The sequence below is a fragment of the Aureisphaera sp. genome, assembly GCF_059726885.1.
The window spans coordinates 1,491,315-1,511,096 of record NZ_AP041051.1; the positions used below are offsets into that span (position 1 = coordinate 1,491,315).

Genomic DNA, 19,782 nt, shown 5'->3' on the forward strand with positions numbered 1-19,782 from the left:
GGTTGTCTTTTGAGATGCTTGAAGTATGCTCAATAAGACAACCTTATATTTTTATTATAAACGAAATCTATTCCTTAATCTGGCTATTCACCTTTTCCGGAAGTACTTCATACCCCATATTGAACAGGGTAAACCCGAAAATATCTGCATATTGTTCGATGGTTTTTGCCACAGGAGTTCCGGCACCATGCCCTGCATCTGTTTCTATTCGAATAAGGACTGGGTTAGGACCGGCTTGCTTTTCCTGAAGTTCTGCAGCAAATTTGAAACTGTGCGCGGGCACTACGCGGTCATCATGATCACCTGTGGTCACCAGCGTAGCGGGATAGCTAGTTCCTGCTTTTACATTGTGAACGGGAGAATATCCTTTTAGATATTCGAACATTTCTTCGCTTTGCTCGGCAGTTCCGTAGTCATATGCCCATCCAGCACCTGCGGTAAATGTATGGTAGCGTAACATATCCAGTACTCCAACAGCAGGTAATGCAACTTTCATAAGATCTGGTCGCTGCGTCATCGTAGCTCCTACTAAAAGCCCACCATTAGAACCTCCGCGAATTGCCAAGTAATCTCTGGATGTATAGTTATTTTCAATTAAATATTCGGCTGCGGCGATAAAATCATCAAACACATTTTGCTTGTTCATTTGTGTTCCTGCATTATGCCATTCTTTTCCATATTCACCACCACCCCTTAAGTTGGGTACTGCATAGATTCCTCCTTGCTCCATCCATACTGCATTTGCAATGCTAAAACTTGGGGTCAAGGAAATGTTGAACCCTCCATATCCGTAGAGTATGGTGGGGTTCTTACCATTCATTTCAATTCCTTTTTTATGGGTAATAATCATAGGAACTTTTGTTCCATCTTTGGATGTATAGAAAATCTGATTGCTTTCGTAGTCCTCAGGATTGAAATCGATTTTTGATTTTCGATAGAGTTCAGACTTTCCGCTATCCATATCGAACTTGTAAATCGTGGATGGATTTACATAATTTGTGAAGGAATAATATAGTTCCGTTTCTTTTTTCTTGGCACCAAAACCACCGGCACTACCAACACCGGGAAGTTCGATTTCCCGAATCATGTTGCCCTCAAAATCATACTGCAGCACTTTTGAAACGGCATCAACCATATATTCAGCGAAAAAGTACTTTCCACCGCTAGACGGGCTCAACACGTGTTCGGTTTCTGGAATAAAATCTACCCAGTTTTCTGGCGTAGGATTGGAGGCATCTACTTTTACAATCTTTTTATTAGGGGCATCTAGATTGGTACTTAGGTAAAGGGTAGATCCTTCATTTTCCATCACATATGTATCACTGTCCGTATGATCTAAAACAGTAACGAATGCACCTTCTGTGTTTTCCAGATCTTTAATGAATAACTTATTACCAGAAGTAGATACACTCGCCGTAACCACTAAATATTTGTTGTCTTCCGTTACATATCCACCTACATATCGATGCTTTTCTTCTTCTGTTCCTCCATATACCAATGCGTCATCCGTTTGTGGGGTGCCTAATTTATGATAGTACAGTTTATGCTGATCTGTCTTGGCCGAAAGCTCACTTCCTTTAGGCTTATCGTAGCTAGAATAATAGAACCCTTCATTGCCTTTCCAGGAAAGGCCACTAAACTTTACATCTACCAAGGTGTCTTCAATAATCTCCTTGGTTTCTGCATTCATGACCAATACTTTACGCCAATCACTACCGCCTTCAGAAATACTATAGGCGGACGTTTTTCCATCCTCCGAAAAAGTAAGGCCTCCCAAGGAGGTTGTTCCTTCCTCGTCAAAGGTGTTTGGATCCAGAAATACTTCAGCAGTGCTTGGGTCTTCTCCGGTTTTATAGCGGTAAATGACATACTGGTTTTGTAGCCCATCGTTTTTGTAAAAATAGGTATAGCCACCTTCTTTGAAAGGAGATCCTACCTTTTCGTAGTTCCAAAGGGAAGAAAGGCGGTCTTTCAATTCTTTTCTAAAAGGGATCGAATCTAAATATCCAAATGTGACGGCATTCTGGGACTTTACCCATTCACCGGTTTCTTCACTCATGTCATCTTCTAGCCATCGGTAAGGGTCTTTTACATCGGTACCGAAATAAGTGTCTACGGTATCCACTTTCTTGGTCTTATGATAGGTCACAACAATAGGATCTTTTTTTTCGGTTTCCGCACAAGAATGCAAAAGGGTAAGTGCGATTAGGGATAAAAATAACTGTTTCATTTTTTTTGGATGGAATTTAACGACGTTAAAAATACGTAATTATTAGCCCTAAATATGTTAGGGTTGTGTTAGAATACTTCTGTACTTCATTAATATTGAAATAGGGGTCGATAGGCTTTCCAGTATTTATAGATTAAAATAATATTGCACACCACGATGAGGATCGCAACCAAGGACCCGGAGATATTCAAGAATACATGGAATAACAGAATATTTATGGATATAGGTGCTAATACTATAAGTGCGAAAGGCACCCATTTTTTTAGAATGAGCAGTATACCCACACCAATTTCCAAGATGGCTACCAAATAGAAGACATACCCTGTGCTTCTTAGGGATTCTAAAAAATTAGCTGCAGCTGGAGGCATTTCGAACATGTGTATAAAATCAAAAAATTTGTTCATGCCAAATATTAGAAGGCATAAACCGAGTACGACACGAAGGATGGTTGTAAATGTGGAATTCATAAGTCTGGAGGTTGTTGATGTCCTCTAAATATACAAAAAAACACCGCTCAAAAACTTTGAAGCGGTGTTCAGGCACAGGAGTTTACAACCCTGTATTATTTTTTAATGAAGCGCTGTGTTTTGATTGTATTGTTATCGAAAACACGTAAGATATAGTTTCCTTGCGCTAAACGGGTAACATCTATAGACTCTGATTCTAATTTGGCATTTGCCACACGTCTCCCATTGATATCGAAAATGGTATAGATTGGATTGTCAAATTCGGTCACAGTTCCTAAATTAAGGATGTCTGAGGTTGGGTTAGGATACAGAATTAGATTGTCTACTAGTGTATCATCAAACCCTAAGGTAGTTCCTTCCACGATTTCGATAGCCTGATTGGCCTCTACGCCTTCCACAATATCTATGATACCAGAAGTCCAATAAACAGTAATATCTACTGTTTCGTCCGTTCCCAGTCCAAAGTGAGTGTTCATGCTGCTCATATCTCCAAAACCTTCTCCACTACGCACATCCCTCATTTGTGTTCCTAAGGCCGAAGTGATTTCTACACGTGCCCCAAGACCGTCTACATTACTTTCGGTACCAACTGTATATACTTTTAACCAGTTATTGGAGTTCCCATTGTTAAAATGAATAGTACTTCCCAAGAATACATCTACAAATCCATCGTTATTAGCATCCCCGAATGCACCATTAATGAAATTTGGGGTAACACTTACCGTAAAGGTTAAGTCTCCATTTCCATATAGAATGGTATTTGCACTGGCAATATCTGCATAACCGTCGTTGTTAAAGTCGTGTGTAGCATTTTCGATGTCGGTACTTGTAAATCCTTCCAATCCAGATCCTGTAATTACATCGGTAAATGTACCATCACCATTGTTACGCATTAAACGGTGGAAACCATCGCCTAAACTACTAGCTCCTACCCATGCATCCATATCTCCATCATTGTCATAATCTGCCCAAGCAGAAGACCAAGTTTGCATATCGTCTTCTAAACCTACAATGGCTCCAATTTCAGAAAAGGTGCCGTCACCATTGTTATTGTGAAGTTCGTTATCACGTCGATCAGAAGATCCACCACACTTGGCGATGAACAAATCTACATCACGGTCGTTATCATAATCGATCCAAACGGAACCATAGTGACCACCACTTGGGTAATCCCCTAATCCACCTTGAAAGTGAGTCAAGTTTCCATCTCCATCATTTATGTAGTATACGTTAGGCTCCACATCATGGCAGACAAATGCATCCAAATGTCCATCATTATTTATGTCCACAAAATTGGAACGCTGTGAAAACACGTATTCGCTTCCAGAGATTTCCGTGTACGTAGTTCCATCATCGCTTGCTCGCATGAAAGTAACCCCGTTTCCACCTCCATATAAAAGATCGGTGTACCCATTACGGTCATAATCTGCGGCAGCAAGACTCCATGAAGGAAGATTGTCAGCATTGGTCGTAGTGATGTTAGTCATGTCGAACGAACCGTCTTCCTGCTGAAAGAATATTTGAATGTTGTTACTGGAAACCGAAACAATATCGTCTAAATGGTCTCCGTTCATATCCACCATTGTGCGGCTATACGAACCAATGGTCGCAATTCCTTGTGTTGAAAAGGATACATCTTGCGCCATCAAAGGGAAGGCTGTCAAAAGTGCTCCTAATAGAATAATTTTTTTCATGATACTAATAGATTCAATAGTTGATTAATTACAATTTTCTGATAAGGAATTGATCCATTCCTCAATTAAAGCAACACCTTCTTCGTGTTGTATAGTTCTGCCCAACAAGGGCATTCTGTATTGTTCTTCTATGGTACTCATCCTAAAAAACAGGACGGAATCGTCCGGATCACCTGGGGTAACAATTTTACTGTTGTCGTATCCGGGAATAGGGGTTTGTGGTGTATCGCACACACCCATTTTAAGGGGATCTTCGGTTTCGTTGAAGGCAAATCGTACTGCGCGATAATTACAATGTCCTTCATCACTATGGCAACTAGCGCAGTTAATATCGAAATAAGAACGAACCCTTAAATCTATGGGCTGCGAAGTGTCATTATAGTCTACAACGCCATTTATGGTTGCAGGAACAGTGCCTGTTAAGTAGCCCACATCCATCCATTTCTGAATTTGGTTCTGTACACCGTCATCGAAGCTGTAGTCGGAATCCAAGCTTTGTGGCTTTAAACCGATGGGCGCATTGGCAAAGTCGGCTTTGTGACAAGTAAAACATTGGCTATCTGCGGGAATACGGTAATTGGTCGATTTTTCTACACCATCTTGCAGCCATGTTATATCCACAAATCCGCCATCTCCTGTAGTATCTAAATCCGCTTCACTTTGGGCATCATTCCAAATGTAATCTGCCGTGATCCAGCCATCCGATTTCTTAATAAGTAAACGGGTTTCTATTATTTGTGTCGTATTTCCTGGCTGCACATTTTCATAGTAAAATGTTTTAATAAGTGCAGAACCTACAGGAAAATCCAATAAATCACTATCGCTTACATAGGAAGCTGAGGTGCCCATGGGCATCCAGGCAAAGCGTTTCTTTTTTGCGTAATCTGTAAACAAAGTACTGGTCGGTTCGTAAGGGAGCACACCGTAAACGGGTGTGTGGTCTGCCATATTTCCTTCAAAGAAATTATAATCGGAAAGTTTGGGGTATGGAATGGCATCAATATCCAGAACCACTGGTGAAATGGGTAATACGTTTATGGTTACCGTTTCGGTCTCACAACTTTCGCCATTCACATCGCATATAGTATATTGAAAGGTGACATTGCCAGAGAAGGTATCGCTTGGGGTGTATCTAACCAAGTCATCTGAGGCATTGGAAGGTGTGCCATTGTCTAAAATGGTAGCGCTTCCCGAAGAAGGGGAGCTTAAAGCCAGTTGTCCATCTGTTGGAACATTGATGTCATTAGAAAAAATGGCGATATCCACTGTTGCATTCTGAAATACTTCAGCGCTGTCGGGTTGTGTGGTAATGGTTAAAGGGACATAGTCATCACCTCCACTTCCATCGTCTTTATCGCAACTAAAAAGCAAAACAGTAAGGGATAACAATCCAAAGAATCGTAGGCAAATTCTTTTCATAATTAGCTTGTAAACAATTTTTTATTAAAAAGGGATTCGAAATAGAATCCCCTAAAAGTACTAAAAACTTTTGTTTACAAGCCTTTACATAAGAATTTGTGGGAATTTTATGAGAAAAGGGGACGGTAATGATCCCAATGCTTATATAATAAATATGCGTTGATAAGTGCCACCAAAATGGCAGGTCCAATGTTGGGTAAATTTACGAAGGCATGAAACAACACAATGTTTATTGAAATTGGGACAAGCATGACCAAGGCAAAAGGCACCCATTTTTTAATTACCAATAGAAGGCCAACGACCACTTCTGTGAGCCCAACAAGGTGCATAATGTAGCCTTGCCCTGAAGTTTCTTCATGGGATGAATAACGCAAGGTGTCAAAGAGATGCTCTGCTACAGGGAATCCATCGAAATTGAAGTCCTGCAAAAACCAGAAGAATTTATTGAAGCCAAAAGCCAAAAGCATAATTCCTAGCCCTACGCGTAAAATGATGTGAAAGATTTTCATTGTTGTTTTTTGAAATGGTTATGGGCGATTAGACGCAGCTTTTCAAAAACACTTACAATTCAATACCTTAGACCAATTCGTGGTGCAACAGATATTCTGCGATCTGAATGGCATTGGTAGCAGCCCCTTTTCGCAGGTTATCACTTACCACCCAAAGGTTAAGTGTGTTGGGCTGGGTTTCATCCCTTCGCAATCTCCCCACAAAAACCTCATCCTTATCATGAGCATATATGGGCATGGGATAGGTGTTGGTATCTGGGTTATCCTGAACAGTTACGCCAGGCGTAGCATGAAGGATTTGGCGAACTTCCTTAAGATCGAAATCATTTCGGAACTCTACATTCACAGCTTCGCTATGACCTCCAGCTGTGGGAATACGAACTGCTGTTGCAGAAACCGAGAAAGTACGGTCATCCAATATTTTTTGAGGTTCCCGTGCTAGTTTCATCTCTTCTTTGGTATAGCCGTTAGCTTCAAAAACATCGCAATGGGGTAAGGCATTTTTATGAATGGGGTATGGATACGCCATTTCTCCCCGTTGTCCCGTAATTTCATTTTCCAATTGCTTCACCGCCTTAACACCTGTTCCTGAAACAGACTGGTAAGTAGAAACCACCACGCGCTTCATTTGGTATTTTTTATGCAATGGAGCTAAAGCCATGACCATTTGGATGGTAGAACAGTTTGGGTTGGCAATAATTTTATCATCCTTGGTAAGCAAGTTTGCATTGATTTCGGGGACTACCAATTTCTTATTAGGATCCATGCGCCAAGCAGAAGAGTTGTCTATTACCGTGGTACCAGCCTCAGCAAATTTTGGAGCCCACTCCAAAGAAGTATTCCCTCCAGCAGAAAAAATGGCAATATCAGGTTTTGCATCAATAGCGTCCTGCAATCCAATAATCTTGTGAAGTTTTCCTTTGAAAACAATTTCCCTACCCACAGATCGCTGTGAAGCCACGGGAAGCATTTCTTTTATGGGGAAATGTCGTTCCTCCAGCAATTTCAGCATTACGCTGCCTACCATTCCGGTGGCACCTACAACGGCTATTCTCATTTTTGGGCGGTTTTCCATCAAATGTAAATGTTTATGAAATTGGCCTGTAAAATTACAACGAAAAAAAAGACCATCCTGTCGAAAAACAGGATGGTTTTGTTAAAATATGTAGTGTAGCGGTCGCTTTGCGTCTTATTTTTTAAGCGCGTCTCTAATTTCAGTCAATAAGTCAATCTCGGAAGGACCTGGGTCTGGAGCCGGAGCTTCTTCTTTCTTCTTCTTCGATTTGTTGTAAGCCTTTACAATCATAAATAATACAAAGCCGACAATAACTAAATTTATAAGCGTATTTACCCATTTACCCCATAAAATGGCATTCTCTGGAGTGGTAACGGAACCATCTGCAGCGACAACCGCTTCCGCAAGTATAATTTTCATGGCGGAAAAGTCCATTCCTCCCGTAAAATGGCCAATAATTGGCATCATTATGTCATTGGTAAATCCTGAAACAACACCACCGATTGCCCCTGCCAAAATTACGGCTACAGCTAGGTCGATGACATTGCCAGTCATGATAAATTCTTTGAATTCTTTAAGCATTTCTGATTGGTTTTGAGGGTTAATAACTCCCAAATTACATAAAAGCTTTAGCTTTCACAACAATGTGTAGGAATTACCCTTATCGTTTTCGATAAACAACACGCTTTACCCTTTGAGAGATTGCAGTGAGTACTTCATAGGAAATACTTCCCATAGCTTCAGCTAATTCGTTCGCAGGCTGTAAGGTGCCAATTACAATTACCCCATCTCCTTCCTTGCAATCAATTCCAGTAATATCTATCATGAGCATGTCCATGCATACATTTCCTATGATGGGTGCTTTTTGCCCATTAACCAGAATATGACCCACGCCATTCCCTAGTTTTCTTGAGATTCCATCTGCATGTCCAATGGGAATGGTAGCGGTTTTGGCAAAATGAGGAGCCTTAAAGGCCCTGTTGTAACCAACGGTTTCTCCAGGTTCTATCATATGAATTTGGGAAATAATACTCTTTAGGGTAGCCACAGGTCGTAGCTGTGCATTATAAGCTTCAGAATTCCCATATCCATACAGTCCAATTCCTGTTCTAACTACATCGAATTGCGCTTCTGGATAATTTAATATAGCGGAAGTGTTACTCTGATGCAGCAAAGGTGCATACCCTAAACGAGAAGTCATGTCTACCGCGATATTCTTGAAACTTGCAATTTGATGAAGGGTGAACGCCTTCTCATCCATATCCTCGCTTGCTGCCAAATGCGAGAAAAGTGACTTTACTTTTACAGCCTTAGTTTCAGAGAGTCGATCTTCAATCCATGAAGTGTCGTTTTCCCAAAAGCCCAATCGGTTTAACCCTGTATTGAATTTAATATGAACAGGATAGTCCTTTTGTTGCTTTCTTTCTGCCACTTCAATAAAGGCTTTCATAATGCGGGCACTATAAAGAGCGGGTTCCAAACAACGATCTATGAGGGAATCAAAGTGTATGGGCTGTGGATGGAGCACCAGTATGGGTAATGTGATACCTGCATCCCGGAGAGCGATACCTTCTTTAGTGTAAGCCACGGCAAAATAATCGATCCCTAATTGTTCCAGTTCCTTGGCAATCTCGCAAGCATCACTACCATAACCAAAAGCTTTTACCACGCCCATTACCTTGGTTCTGGGTTTTAATTTTGAGGTAAGGAAATGGTAATTATGTGCTAGCGCGTCGAGATGAATTTCGAGAACGGTTTCTTGCGTTTTGCTCATACTTGGGAATCGGTCTTATTGGGCTCTTTTCTTTGGAGTGATTTGCTCGGGATCCTTTACATCCATTTTTCGAACCTTTTCGCGCAATTGTGCCTTGTAAAAGGCTGCACGGCTTAGGGGTTCATATTCGTCTGTTTCTCCCAAGAGTACAAGGTCTTCACTATTGGCTTTTCGGTAACTATAATTGGCAAGGTTTCCTGTTCGTGTGCAAACAGCATGTACTTTGGTAACGTATTCTGCGGTGGCCATAAGGGCTGGCATGGGGCCAAAAGGATTGCCCTTGTAGTCCATATCCAATCCGGCGACAATTACCCGAAGGCCTTGATTGGCTAGATCGTTGCACACTTTTACGATTTCATCATCAAAAAATTGGGCTTCGTCTATACCCACCACATCACAGCCATCAGCCAATATCGGAATGTTAGCTGCAGCAGGTACAGGAGTGGATCTAATCTCATTACTGTCATGGGAAACCACTTTGTCCTCGTCGTAACGAACATCGACGGCAGGCTTAAAGATTTCAACTTTTTGCCTAGCAAATTGGGCGCGCTTTAAGCGGCGGATCAATTCCTCGGTTTTTCCCGAAAACATGGAGCCACAGATGACTTCAATCCATCCAAATTGCTCCTTTTGGTTTACTGTATTTTCGAGAAACATAACTTACTTTCAGAATAAAACGTAAAACTTTGACGTTTACGTAAAGGATGCGTAAATTTAACAAAACAAAAAATAGGAAGGCACTTTAATTGGAAAAGTTATGAAGAAGAAACTTCGGTTACAGATTAAGGAATTGGCCGCACAAATCCTTTCTGAGAATTCCGAAAACAATACCCGAAAAATGAAAGAACTGGCTCGTGAGCTTTTTGAGAAGCTTACTGTGCTGGAGTATGTGGAAGTTGAATTGTTGGGAGAAGATGGAGACTCTGCAGAAGAGTCGTTAGATTCTAAAAGCTATAGGGAAAACAATTGGTTCAAAGAGCCAATACCCGTACCACAACCCGAACACAAGGAAGAACTGGTAGAACCTGCCATCGAGAAAATTAAGGACATCGTGGCTCAAATGCCAGAAGAAACCCAAAGTGTAGATGCACTATTGGAAGAGGTTTTGCCGAAGAAGGAGTACCATAAAAATGACTTGGAAGAATTTGCATCTTCCTATCAGGAAATGCCCGTTTTTGAGCGTAAGGAGGAGGGCCATGTGGCTACCGAAGTAAAGCCGGTTTTTGAAACCAAAACCCAAGAGGAAAATGCTCCCGAAATTGAGGAAAAAGTGACCACTAACGATGTGGATAGACCGAAATCAATAAATGAGGCCGTTGGAAAAGGACTGCAGATTGGCTTGAACGATCGATTGGCTTTCGTAAAGCACCTTTTCGATGGCAAATCTGAAGATTATACGCGCGTACTATCTCAGATAAGTACCTTTGGAACTTTTGAGGAAGCGGAAACATTTATAAAGGGGAAAGTAAAACCTGATTACAATTATTGGCTTAACAAGGAAGATGTGGCCAAGCGCTTTATGAAAATCATAGAGAAGAGCTTCAATTAGAAGAAATAGACCAACCAACATGAAACTTCAAAAGATTATTTATTGGGTCGCCACCCTATTATTATGTGCAGTAATGCTTTATTCTGCCAATATGTATTTCACCAATACAGAAATGGTAGAGGGCTTTTATGAGCGGCTTGGCTATCCAACCTATTTAATCATACCACTAGCTGTTGCAAAAGTACTAGGAGTCATTATGGTATTATGGCGCAAGAGCAAATGGCTCACCGAATGGGCATATGCTGGATTCTTTTTCGATGTGGTTCTGGCATTTTTTGCACATTATATGTTGGGCGATGATGTTACCCTTACCTTGGGCACCCTTGTTTTTTTATTGCTTTCCTATTTCTTTGGAAAGGAAGTTCGAAACTAACGTATGGGAAAATTATACCTCGTACCCACACCCATTGGCAACCTCAAGGATATGAGCTACCGTGCAGTCGAGGTACTTCAGGAAGTGGATTTTATTCTTGCCGAAGACACCCGCACCAGTGGGAAACTATTGAAGCATTTCGATATCACCACCCCTATGCATTCGCATCATATGCATAACGAACATAAAACGGTGGAGGGAATCGTGGAACGCATTAAGACAGGTGAAACGGCGGCGCTAATTAGTGATGCAGGCACTCCTGCCATAAGCGACCCAGGGTTTTTGTTAGCCCGGGCTTGTGTAGAAGAAGGGATAGAGGTAGATTGTTTACCCGGGGCCACTGCCTTCGTTCCAGCTTTGGTAAATAGTGGTCTCCCAAATGATAGATTTGTTTTTGAAGGGTTCCTTCCTGTAAAGAAAGGGAGACAAACCCGACTTCAATTGTTGGCAGAAGAACCTAGAACCATGATTTTTTATGAATCCCCTCATAAATTGGTAAAGACACTTGGACACTTTTCCGAACATTTTGGAGTGGATCGCCGTATATCTGTATCCCGAGAATTGACTAAACTACATGAAGAGACCCTTCGGGGAACCATAGAAGAAGTAAGGGCCCATTTTGAAAAGAAAGCTCCTAAAGGGGAGCTGGTTATTGTGGTAGAAGGCAAAAAATAATGGACGACTTACTTTCCGAAATAAAACAATGCACCATTTGCGCAAAACACCTTCCACTAGGCCCTAGGCCTGTGGTTACAGGGAACATTCAATCTAAGATAGTCATTATTGGACAGGCTCCAGGTACCAAGGTACATGCTTCGGGCATTCCTTGGGATGATGCCAGCGGTAAAGAGTTACGAAGATGGTTGGATATATCACCCGAGGTCTTTTATGATACTTCAAATATTGCCATCGTACCCATGGGGTTTTGTTATCCTGGAAAAGGCAAAAGTGGGGATTTACCTCCAAGACCTGAATGCGCCCCTCAATGGCATGAAGTGTTGCTCACCAAAATGCCAAAAGTTGAACTGGTCCTTCTTATTGGAATGTATTCCCAGAAATACTATTTGAAAGAGACTGCTAAAAGAACGCTTACCGAAACGGTTCAGAATTATTCGGAATACCTTCCCAATTATCTTCCCTTACCCCATCCTTCACCACGAAACAGGATATGGATGAAACGAAATGATTGGTTCGAGGCAGAGGTAATTCCTGTTCTTAGGGAAAAAGTCTCTACCCTTTTAAAATAAAAACGCCTTGAGAATTTCAAGACGTTAATATGTTCGTTTTGAGTTGCGTTTTAAAGATGTTTCCCTTTGTTCCACCCGTGCTTGCCCAAATATTGTTCGCCACTTTCCACGGCACCATTTTCGATAGAGGTTCCCATAGAGTCATTCCAACGGTTTAGGTATCCGAACAAGGAAATTACCCCTAACATTTCTACAATTTCCCCTTCGTCCCAATGCTGGTACAAGCGTCTTTTAATTTCTTCATCTACCTGATTTGGCACTTGGGAAGCTTGCAATGAAAAATCCAATGCAGCTCTTTCGGCATCGTTAAAAGCAGGGTGGGTTCTGTATTCCCAAATGTTGTCCAACTGTTCTTGTTCGGCTCCATAGCGCTCGGCAGCTCGAATTGCGTGCGCTTGGCAATAGCGACATCCTGTAGAGTTGCTGCTTACCCAAGCAATCATCCGCTTTAAAGCAGAAGTTACCCGGCCTTCATTGGCCATTACAGCTTTGTTTAGGTTTATAAATGCTTTGCTTATAGCAGGTCTGCGCTGCATGGTAAGCACACTATTGGGGCAGAAGCCCAGGGTTTCATTAAAAAACTCGGCCAGTTCTTTGGTTTCTAAATCGTGATCTGCAGAAAGTGGAGTTACTAAAGGCATAGGTTTGTATTTATGTTTAAGCGCCTCGAAAATACGATTTCCCAATGGAAAAACCGATGATACAAAATAGGAAATTAGGTACGGTTATTCCTTAATGAGTTTGAAGGTAGAATTTTCAATATTCAGGAAATACACTCCATTATGGGTATTGCTGAGGTCAATTGAACTTTTTGATCCGGAAATAAAACCTTCCTGAACTATTTTCCCGGTTACATCAGCAATTTGGTAGGGCAGTTCTTGGGCTAATTCCGATTCAAATTGAAGGACAAATTCTCCTTGAGAAGGATTAGGGGATATGCTCGTTATGCTGTTGGAGAATTCCGCTACATTAAGGGGGTCGTTGTTATAACGTGCCCAGACGAAATTCAATTCATTGGTAAACCACCACGTATGACCAAACCCTAGTAATTTACCATCTTCCTGCAAGAGTACGTCTGTCATTTCGAAAGATTCCGAGACTTTTCCCCCGTCGCCAAAAAAGATATCGGGACTGCCATTGGGATACAGACGGGCAATGGCAAATGTGCCTGCTTCCGATCCGCTTAGGTTTCCTGCTAGGATGATCCTTCCATTGGGCTGCACTATAATTTTTCTAGGGATTAAAGCATTGAAATCTACCTCAGATATTCCCATATATCCGAAAGAGGGGTCTAAATCACCATTTTCCAAATAACGGCTAATAAAGGTAGGATTGTAGAAAATATCTCCATTATCATTGGTGTAGGCGACCAGTAATTTTCCGTCTCCATCAAATTGAATGGTGCCTCGGGTGTAACTTTCGTTGGTATCGATTACCAATGTTCCATTTTCCCCAAAGGAGGTGTCTATGTCTCCATTCGGCTGGTATTTTAATATTTGTGTTTGATACGGATCATCTGGAAATGCTGGAGAGGTATTTACACATATATACAAGTTGCCCAGACCGTCTAGGATAGCTTCTCGTGACCATACGGAATCAGGGCCATAATCTTCGAGAACAATACCGTCATTTCCAAATGTAGGATCTAATGAACCATCTGCGTCATATTTGGCAAGCAATAAATTCATTTCCATATCTAAAGTTCCACTAAAACCGGTAACAAAAAAAGAGTTTTCCGATGATATAATGGAACCGAAGTATTGGATTGGTGAAATCTCAATTATAATGTGCCCGGAATCGCCAAATGAGGTATCTAAAGAACCGTTCGGCAAAAACCTTGAAATGACAATAGTATCTTCTGAACCAAATACATGCCCAGCAGCAACAATTTTACCATCAGCTTGTATGAAAACCTCTATATACCTATTCGCCAATGAAGGCCCGAAAGGTATTAGGGTATAGCCATTCGTCCCATAAGTTGTGTCTAACGAGCCGTCGCTGTTAAGTCTTAAAATACTGTTGTAAGTGTCAGTACCATCGGAGATATTGCCAACCGCTATTATTTTTTGATCTTCGGTAAGGGCTATTCCACCAGCACGGACGTCGGTATTTGTATCCTCCAGTTCAAAAACGCCTCCATTTCCAAAGGAAACATCTAACGTTCCGTCCTGTGCTATTAATGAAAATGTAAGGGCAAGGCATAGGATTAAAGAAGCTGCATATTTTGGTAACATAGAATTCATTTCCATACAAGATAATCCTATTTTTTAGCAATTTTAAGAAAACGTAGTCGGGATTTATGAATTTAAGCCAAGAAAAGCCGAAAGGGCTAATTCCCTTATCGGCTTTTGACTAAATCAACTAAACTTAACTTATCTACTTATATTCATTTTGAGGGTGATGCCCACAACGTTTCTTAAATTTAACCTGTATCGTGCTCGCTTAAACAGAAAGCACAGCCATTATATCCCCGATCAATACCATCTTGAATCTCCTTAAAGGGTATTTTATTTTTGTCTGAAATCACCTCCCAAAAAGGACAGTGAATCGTATGTAATTCTAGACTTCTGGGATTTCCGAATACATAATCTTCAGAATCCTTAATGGACATAATATCGAAGGTTATCCTACCAGCGATTTCTCCATTCTGTATTTGAGTAGCCACCATGGGGTATAATTTTTCGTGCTCGGCATTCACAGAAAAATCAATTTTGAGTTTGAAGTTTTTATCTGCATTGGCAGCCAATGTAAAGTTCCTTAATTTCCCTGTGGTGCCACCGTTCATTAAAAAGGTAATATATATGGAGTTCTGGCTAATCTCGACGAAGTTTTCCAGTGAAATTCCATCAGTTATACTAATGGGAACTCTTAGTGTGATTTCGGTATCGGGAGGGAAGGATGTGGCATCCAGCTCGAAATCGTTTATGGTTTCAATAATAGAACCACGAACGCGAATGGATTCTGTTATTAGGCCTCCGGCAAATGCGGTAACAGGAGACACATTTCGCTGCCCAACGTTGTTGTCGAATCGAATGGGTTTCCAATGTGGTTCCGGACTGTGAAACATCCTGATATCATTTGGATCATCTATGGAGTCGGCAACTACCATAAGGCACTCATGATTCAACACGGTTGGGGTCCATAAGAAAGGGCCCACGCGTACATCGCCAGCTACAGGAATACTTCCAGGAACATTCAGAATCCCCATGGAATTGAAATCTGTTGGCCAAATCATACCGGTTCCCGGGGCACAATTGAACGCTTCTACCGAAACACTATTGGCGGGCGCGCTTCCATTGTTTCTTACAATTGCGTATAAATAGTTAACCTGATTTACGATGGGGTGTTGATGTCCGTCATTTGGATCCTCTCCAGGTGTTATGGGATCATTATTTCTTACCCAAATGTCAGGGGATTCCCAGTGTGGAATAGGACTGGGATATGCTCCTATATCGGAATTGGAGTCGCGAATAAATAGATTTGCGGATCTAGCATCGCCAGTTTGAATTACAGTTCCTTCAGCTTCGTACCATGCAATCTCAAGCAAAATATCCCTTTCATATAAATATCCCAAGGATGTATGGTCCAACACACTATTAGGAGTGGCCGTAGTGCCCACTTGCATGGAATCGTTAAGCCCGACCACGTTTGGATTTGGATTAATATCTGAACTGGTATTTAGCGCATCATCATATTGTGCAGCCCCAGGATTGTTCTGTTGCCAAACGGCCCATAGTCTATCCAAATTGCAGTGATGTAAGAAGAATAATGGATCTAAGGGGGAGTTTCCAGTAGCCATGGTGCCACCTATCCAAGTATGTCCAGGAGGGTGACTCCCTGTTTCCATCTTCCTATATTCGAAGTAGTTGGTTTCCTTAAGTTCGTCAACTATATCGCCAAGTGAAGGCAATACATTGCCTCCAGTCCCACTAGATCTTGTATAACTCCAATGATCAAATTCTCCTCCCGTATTGTTGCGACCACCAAAAAAGGACTTCCATACCCCAACATCTAAATCCCGCGAATCGGCTCTCGTCCAATCCCAATAAGGTAAGGTAACGCTAGAATCTACAGCTTGTAGATCGAGTTCAAGCTTTCTTAAAAAATCCCTGTGCCAAGGTAGAAAAGAAGGGCACCAATGGATTTGACCTCCATTAAAATTTATGTTGTGCAGACTGGCGTAGTTCTGAATGGTACCATTAGTCCATAACTGATTAAAAGCGTTTGCTAAGGCGGTTCTTTCGGTACTCGTGAGCTGTGTAAAATCTTTTCTGTACATAATCTGGTTCTTTTATTGGCTTTGAGTATCGATAAAAGCCTTCAAGGCAGCTTCTACCGTGTCGTGATTTTGATTGTAAAAGATTCCAAATTTTCCATTCTTTTCATTCACCAAGACTTCTTTTCCGTCTATAAGAGCTTTGTGGCTGTCTCCTTCCTTTTCTGCGATCTCGATTATTCGCCCTTTATAATTCACTTTTTTCATAATGGTGTTTTTTGAAACCTACTTCGATCCAAAAATAGAACCCAAACAATTCATAATCAACATGTAAAAGACTATTTCTGCACCAGAAAAAGCCCCTTTTTCATGGAGTTTATTTCTTATCTAGAGGTGATTTTTTGTTTTTAGGATTTGAATTCTTTTGAGGGAAAAAGGAATTCATGTAATTTGTACGTACAATGAAATGGAATTATGCGTTGGAATTTAAAACCAAAGCCTTCTGAAGAGGAGGTAACCAAACTAGCTACCGAACTTACCATAGACCCAATCCTAGCTAATTTACTAGTGCAAAGGGGTATTGAAGATTTTGAGCAGGCAAAGAAATTCTTTCGGCCCTCGTTGGAGGATTTGCACGACCCTTTTCTTATGAAGGATATGCGAAAGGCAGTAGAGAGGATTGAAAAGGCGATTCGCTCCGAGGAAAATATATTGGTGTATGGCGATTACGATGTAGATGGTACCACAAGCGTTGCTCTGGTAGCATCGTTTTTAAAGACTTTGTCACCAACTATAGCCACCTACATTCCCGATAGGTATGAAGAGGGCTATGGGGTCTCCTATCAAGGGATCGACTTTGCCGATGATAATGATTTCAGTCTCATCATTGCATTGGATTGTGGGATAAAAGCAATCGACAAGGTGGCGTACGCTTCCGAAAAGGGAATCGATTTTATTATTTGTGACCATCATCGGCCTGGGGTCGAAATTCCTAGCGCAATTGCTGTTTTAGACCCTAAAAGGGAAGATTGCACGTATCCATACAAAGAACTATGTGGCTGTGGCGTGGGATTTAAATTAATTCAGGCATTGGCATCCCAATGGGGAATACCTTTCCAAGAGATTACGCCGTATTTGGATTTAGTGGCTACGGCCATTGGAGCCGATATTGTTCCCATGATCGGAGAGAATAGAATACTTGCCTATTACGGACTTCAGATTATCAATGAAGCCCCTCGTATTGGATTTCAAGCCATTCTGAAACAGGTAAAAAAGAAAAAACTCACCATTACCGATGTCGTTTTTATCATTGCACCACGCATTAATGCAGCGGGACGCATGAAGCATGGAAATCATGCGGTCACGTTACTTGTGGAGAGTGATATAAACAAGGCAGCGGTTTGGGCGGCAGAGATTGAACAATACAATGTCGACAGAAAGGAAGCCGATAAGAGAATTACTACGGAGGCTTTGCAACAAATTGAGGAGCTTAAAGAGGAAGATCGTTTTACCACGGTAGTATATAATGAAGAGTGGCACAAGGGCGTGATTGGAATTGTGGCTTCCCGGCTTACGGAGACCTATTACCGCCCCACCTTAGTCCTTACCAAAAGCGGTGATACGCTTGCAGGCTCGGCTCGATCGGTAAAGGGCTTCGATGTATATAAAGCATTGGAAAACTGTAGCGAACATATTGAACAGTTTGGAGGTCACAAATATGCAGCGGGATTGACCTTAAAGGAGGAAAATTACGAAACGTTCAAAAACGCATTCGAGGAAACCGTACGATCAACGATAGACCCTAAGTTACTGGATCCTGAAATCACGATAGATGCAGAACTTCATTTTAAGGATATAAGCCCAAAATTCTATAGAATCTTAAAACAATTGGCTCCTTTCGGTCCAGAGAATAGAACACCTGTTTTTATGAGCACCCATATTTCGGACACAGGCAATGGAAAGCGGGTTGGGGAAGACGGAAGTCATTTAAGACTGGTGATGCAACAGGGGAACTCCCAAACCATTACAGGGATTGGTTTTGGGCTTGGTGATAAAAGCGATATCGCATGCAATGGCGAACCATTTAAGATCGCATATACGGTTGACGAGAATGAATGGCAGGGGACGGTAAGTTTGCAGTTGCGGTTAAAGGACATAAAATCGTAATTTATTATTTAGATTTATTCTAAATAAGTATATTTGTGGTCAAATACACGGTCCATGCAAGAAATTGATCCCATATATAAGAATGACTTTGGTCTAGGTTTCCATTGGAAGAAATCCGGCACAACATTGGATAATAGGGTACAGATCATTTTTCGTGATATTGGATTTTATCTAAAGAAGGAAGAGGTATTGCATTTTTCCAAACAAGTGGATGAGGTTAGAAAACAAGGCCATTGCCGGGCTTCCTGTAAAGCAAATTGCTGCCGATCTCTATTGCTTAAAACACCTTCGAAATTAGTGGACTTAGCAATAAGCCCTACGGAATTAGAGGCAGTGGATGACCTGTTAAAAGGGATCCTTTTTCATTTAAATCTGCGGGAGTATTTGCGTACAGTTTCTTTAAACTAGGTATTGTCTTGTTTTTTGTTGCAAAGGTTTCTTATTTTTATGGAAACTAACCGAAATGAAACAGATCATTATCTTTTTACTGCTTGTCATTGTGGGAATCATGGGTTACAATGTATACCAAAAGTATAAACGTTTCTCATTGGCGGAATATGAATACCAAATCCCAAGTGATCTAAGATTGGATTCCGCAGACCGCACCGATTTATTACACTACTATGAAGCCGTGGAGGCAGTTAACGGATATGTGATCACGCAGTGGAGCACCAACCAAATAGATGTTCGAAATCCTAAGAAAGACAATGAAGTTACAAAGGCTGCCGTAGCCGAATACCGAAAGAAGCTGGCAACGGTTTCTTATTTCGAAGCTCTTATAAATCGTCCAAAGGAAGAAGTGAAGGAAAAGGATATTATGACCAAAGAGGCCCATAAAAAACAACTTATACTCAAGTCTTTTTATGCCAACCCTAAGGCCAACGAGTTACGATTGGGAGAGCAGAATGCTTTGGTGTACGAAGTCCAACGGCTTCTCATAAAACACGGTGATTCCATAAAACACGATGGGTTATTTAGAACGGAAACGTTTAACTCCCTACGAAATTTTGAAGAAAAGAATGGGTTGTTCCCAGACGGTAAATTAGATGCCATTACCCTGGATTATTTACTTCGATAAGGTATTTGCACATATCATGGTGACCTTGGTGTTACCTATGCTTCC

At 41.3% G+C, this 19,782-nt stretch carries 20 protein-coding genes; 7 read left to right on the forward strand and 13 right to left on the reverse strand.

The annotated features are described in order from the left end of the window. Positions 1-67: 67 nt before the first annotated feature. The 9 genes from AC6JAD_RS06575 to AC6JAD_RS06615 all read right to left on the reverse strand — a co-directional run bounded on the left by AC6JAD_RS06575 (position 68) and on the right by AC6JAD_RS06615 (position 9,765). Positions 68-2,230 (reverse strand): prolyl oligopeptidase family serine peptidase, encoded by a 2,163-nt coding sequence (locus AC6JAD_RS06575; protein WP_461304495.1) that lies wholly within the window; start codon positions 2,228-2,230, stop codon positions 68-70. Between the two features lie 89 nt (positions 2,231-2,319). Beyond that, positions 2,320-2,697, reverse strand: coding sequence for a DoxX family membrane protein (locus AC6JAD_RS06580; protein ID WP_461304496.1), 378 nt, complete (start codon positions 2,695-2,697; stop codon positions 2,320-2,322). 95 nt (positions 2,698-2,792) lie between these two features. Next, positions 2,793-4,391 carry an FG-GAP-like repeat-containing protein gene (locus AC6JAD_RS06585; RefSeq protein ID WP_461304497.1) on the reverse strand — a complete coding sequence of 533 codons (1,599 nt, stop codon included), beginning with the start codon at positions 4,389-4,391 and terminating at the stop codon, positions 2,793-2,795. A gap of 24 nt (positions 4,392-4,415) precedes the next feature. After that, a complete protein-coding gene (locus tag AC6JAD_RS06590; protein WP_461304498.1) occupies positions 4,416-5,810 on the reverse strand; it encodes an Ig-like domain-containing protein in 1,395 nt (464 codons plus the stop codon). A 107-nt stretch (positions 5,811-5,917) separates the two neighbouring features. Beyond that, complete coding sequence (locus tag AC6JAD_RS06595; protein ID WP_461304499.1) at positions 5,918-6,319, reverse strand: DoxX family membrane protein; 402 nt, start codon at positions 6,317-6,319, stop codon at positions 5,918-5,920. Between the two features lie 67 nt (positions 6,320-6,386). After that, positions 6,387-7,376, reverse strand: a complete 990-nt coding sequence (locus tag AC6JAD_RS06600) for an aspartate-semialdehyde dehydrogenase (RefSeq protein ID WP_461304500.1) — start codon at positions 7,374-7,376, stop codon at positions 6,387-6,389. Positions 7,377-7,508: 132 nt separating this feature from the next. Beyond that, entirely contained in the window at positions 7,509-7,916 is a 408-nt protein-coding gene (gene mscL, locus AC6JAD_RS06605; RefSeq protein WP_461304501.1) for a large conductance mechanosensitive channel protein MscL, read from the reverse strand. A 79-nt stretch (positions 7,917-7,995) separates the two neighbouring features. Then, a complete protein-coding gene (gene alr, locus AC6JAD_RS06610; RefSeq protein ID WP_461304502.1) occupies positions 7,996-9,108 on the reverse strand; it encodes an alanine racemase in 1,113 nt (370 codons plus the stop codon). 15 nt (positions 9,109-9,123) lie between these two features. Beyond that, positions 9,124-9,765: a thymidine kinase gene (locus AC6JAD_RS06615; RefSeq protein WP_461304503.1), complete on the reverse strand. Its 642-nt coding sequence runs from the start codon at positions 9,763-9,765 to the stop codon at positions 9,124-9,126. 100 nt (positions 9,766-9,865) lie between these two features. On the opposite strand from AC6JAD_RS06615, the gene AC6JAD_RS06620 reads away from it, so the two are divergent. Genes AC6JAD_RS06620 through AC6JAD_RS06635 form a run of 4 tightly spaced genes read left to right on the forward strand, consistent with a single transcriptional unit; the run spans position 9,866 to position 12,277 of the window. Further along, on the forward strand, positions 9,866-10,657 hold the full coding sequence (locus AC6JAD_RS06620; RefSeq protein ID WP_461304504.1) for a DUF8457 domain-containing protein: 792 nt from the start codon (positions 9,866-9,868) through the stop codon (positions 10,655-10,657). Between the two features lie 19 nt (positions 10,658-10,676). Next, positions 10,677-11,030, forward strand: coding sequence for a DoxX family protein (locus AC6JAD_RS06625; protein ID WP_461304505.1), 354 nt, complete (start codon positions 10,677-10,679; stop codon positions 11,028-11,030). 3 nt (positions 11,031-11,033) lie between these two features. Continuing rightward, on the forward strand, positions 11,034-11,705 hold the full coding sequence (gene rsmI / locus AC6JAD_RS06630) for a 16S rRNA (cytidine(1402)-2'-O)-methyltransferase (protein ID WP_461304506.1): 672 nt from the start codon (positions 11,034-11,036) through the stop codon (positions 11,703-11,705). Further along, positions 11,705-12,277: a uracil-DNA glycosylase family protein gene (locus AC6JAD_RS06635; RefSeq protein WP_461304507.1), complete on the forward strand. Its 573-nt coding sequence runs from the start codon at positions 11,705-11,707 to the stop codon at positions 12,275-12,277. The genes rsmI and AC6JAD_RS06635 overlap by 1 nt, the downstream gene beginning before the upstream one ends. Positions 12,278-12,327: 50 nt before the next feature. On the opposite strand, the gene AC6JAD_RS06640 is transcribed toward AC6JAD_RS06635, so the two are convergent. The 4 genes from AC6JAD_RS06640 to AC6JAD_RS06655 form a co-directional block, all read right to left on the reverse strand. After that, positions 12,328-12,918, reverse strand: a complete 591-nt coding sequence (locus AC6JAD_RS06640; RefSeq protein ID WP_461304508.1) for a carboxymuconolactone decarboxylase family protein — start codon at positions 12,916-12,918, stop codon at positions 12,328-12,330. Between the two features lie 84 nt (positions 12,919-13,002). After that, complete coding sequence (locus AC6JAD_RS06645; protein WP_461304509.1) at positions 13,003-14,511, reverse strand: T9SS type A sorting domain-containing protein; 1,509 nt, start codon at positions 14,509-14,511, stop codon at positions 13,003-13,005. Between the two features lie 188 nt (positions 14,512-14,699). Beyond that, positions 14,700-16,556, reverse strand: coding sequence for a tyrosinase family protein (locus AC6JAD_RS06650; RefSeq protein ID WP_461304510.1), 1,857 nt, complete (start codon positions 16,554-16,556; stop codon positions 14,700-14,702). A gap of 12 nt (positions 16,557-16,568) precedes the next feature. Continuing rightward, positions 16,569-16,760: a hypothetical protein gene (locus AC6JAD_RS06655; RefSeq protein ID WP_461304511.1), complete on the reverse strand. Its 192-nt coding sequence runs from the start codon at positions 16,758-16,760 to the stop codon at positions 16,569-16,571. 207 nt (positions 16,761-16,967) lie between these two features. Here AC6JAD_RS06655 and recJ point away from each other — a divergent pair, with 207 nt between their 5' ends. The 3 genes from recJ to AC6JAD_RS06670 are packed head-to-tail and all read left to right on the forward strand — an operon-like array spanning position 16,968 to position 19,737. After that, positions 16,968-18,659: a single-stranded-DNA-specific exonuclease RecJ gene (recJ, locus tag AC6JAD_RS06660; protein ID WP_461304512.1), complete on the forward strand. Its 1,692-nt coding sequence runs from the start codon at positions 16,968-16,970 to the stop codon at positions 18,657-18,659. A gap of 54 nt (positions 18,660-18,713) precedes the next feature. Then, the gene (locus AC6JAD_RS06665) at positions 18,714-19,067 is read left to right on the forward strand and encodes a hypothetical protein (protein ID WP_461304513.1); all 354 of its coding nucleotides are present in this window, start codon (positions 18,714-18,716) and stop codon (positions 19,065-19,067) included. A 55-nt stretch (positions 19,068-19,122) separates the two neighbouring features. After that, positions 19,123-19,737: a peptidoglycan-binding domain-containing protein gene (locus AC6JAD_RS06670; protein WP_461304514.1), complete on the forward strand. Its 615-nt coding sequence runs from the start codon at positions 19,123-19,125 to the stop codon at positions 19,735-19,737. Positions 19,738-19,782: the final 45 nt, after the last annotated feature.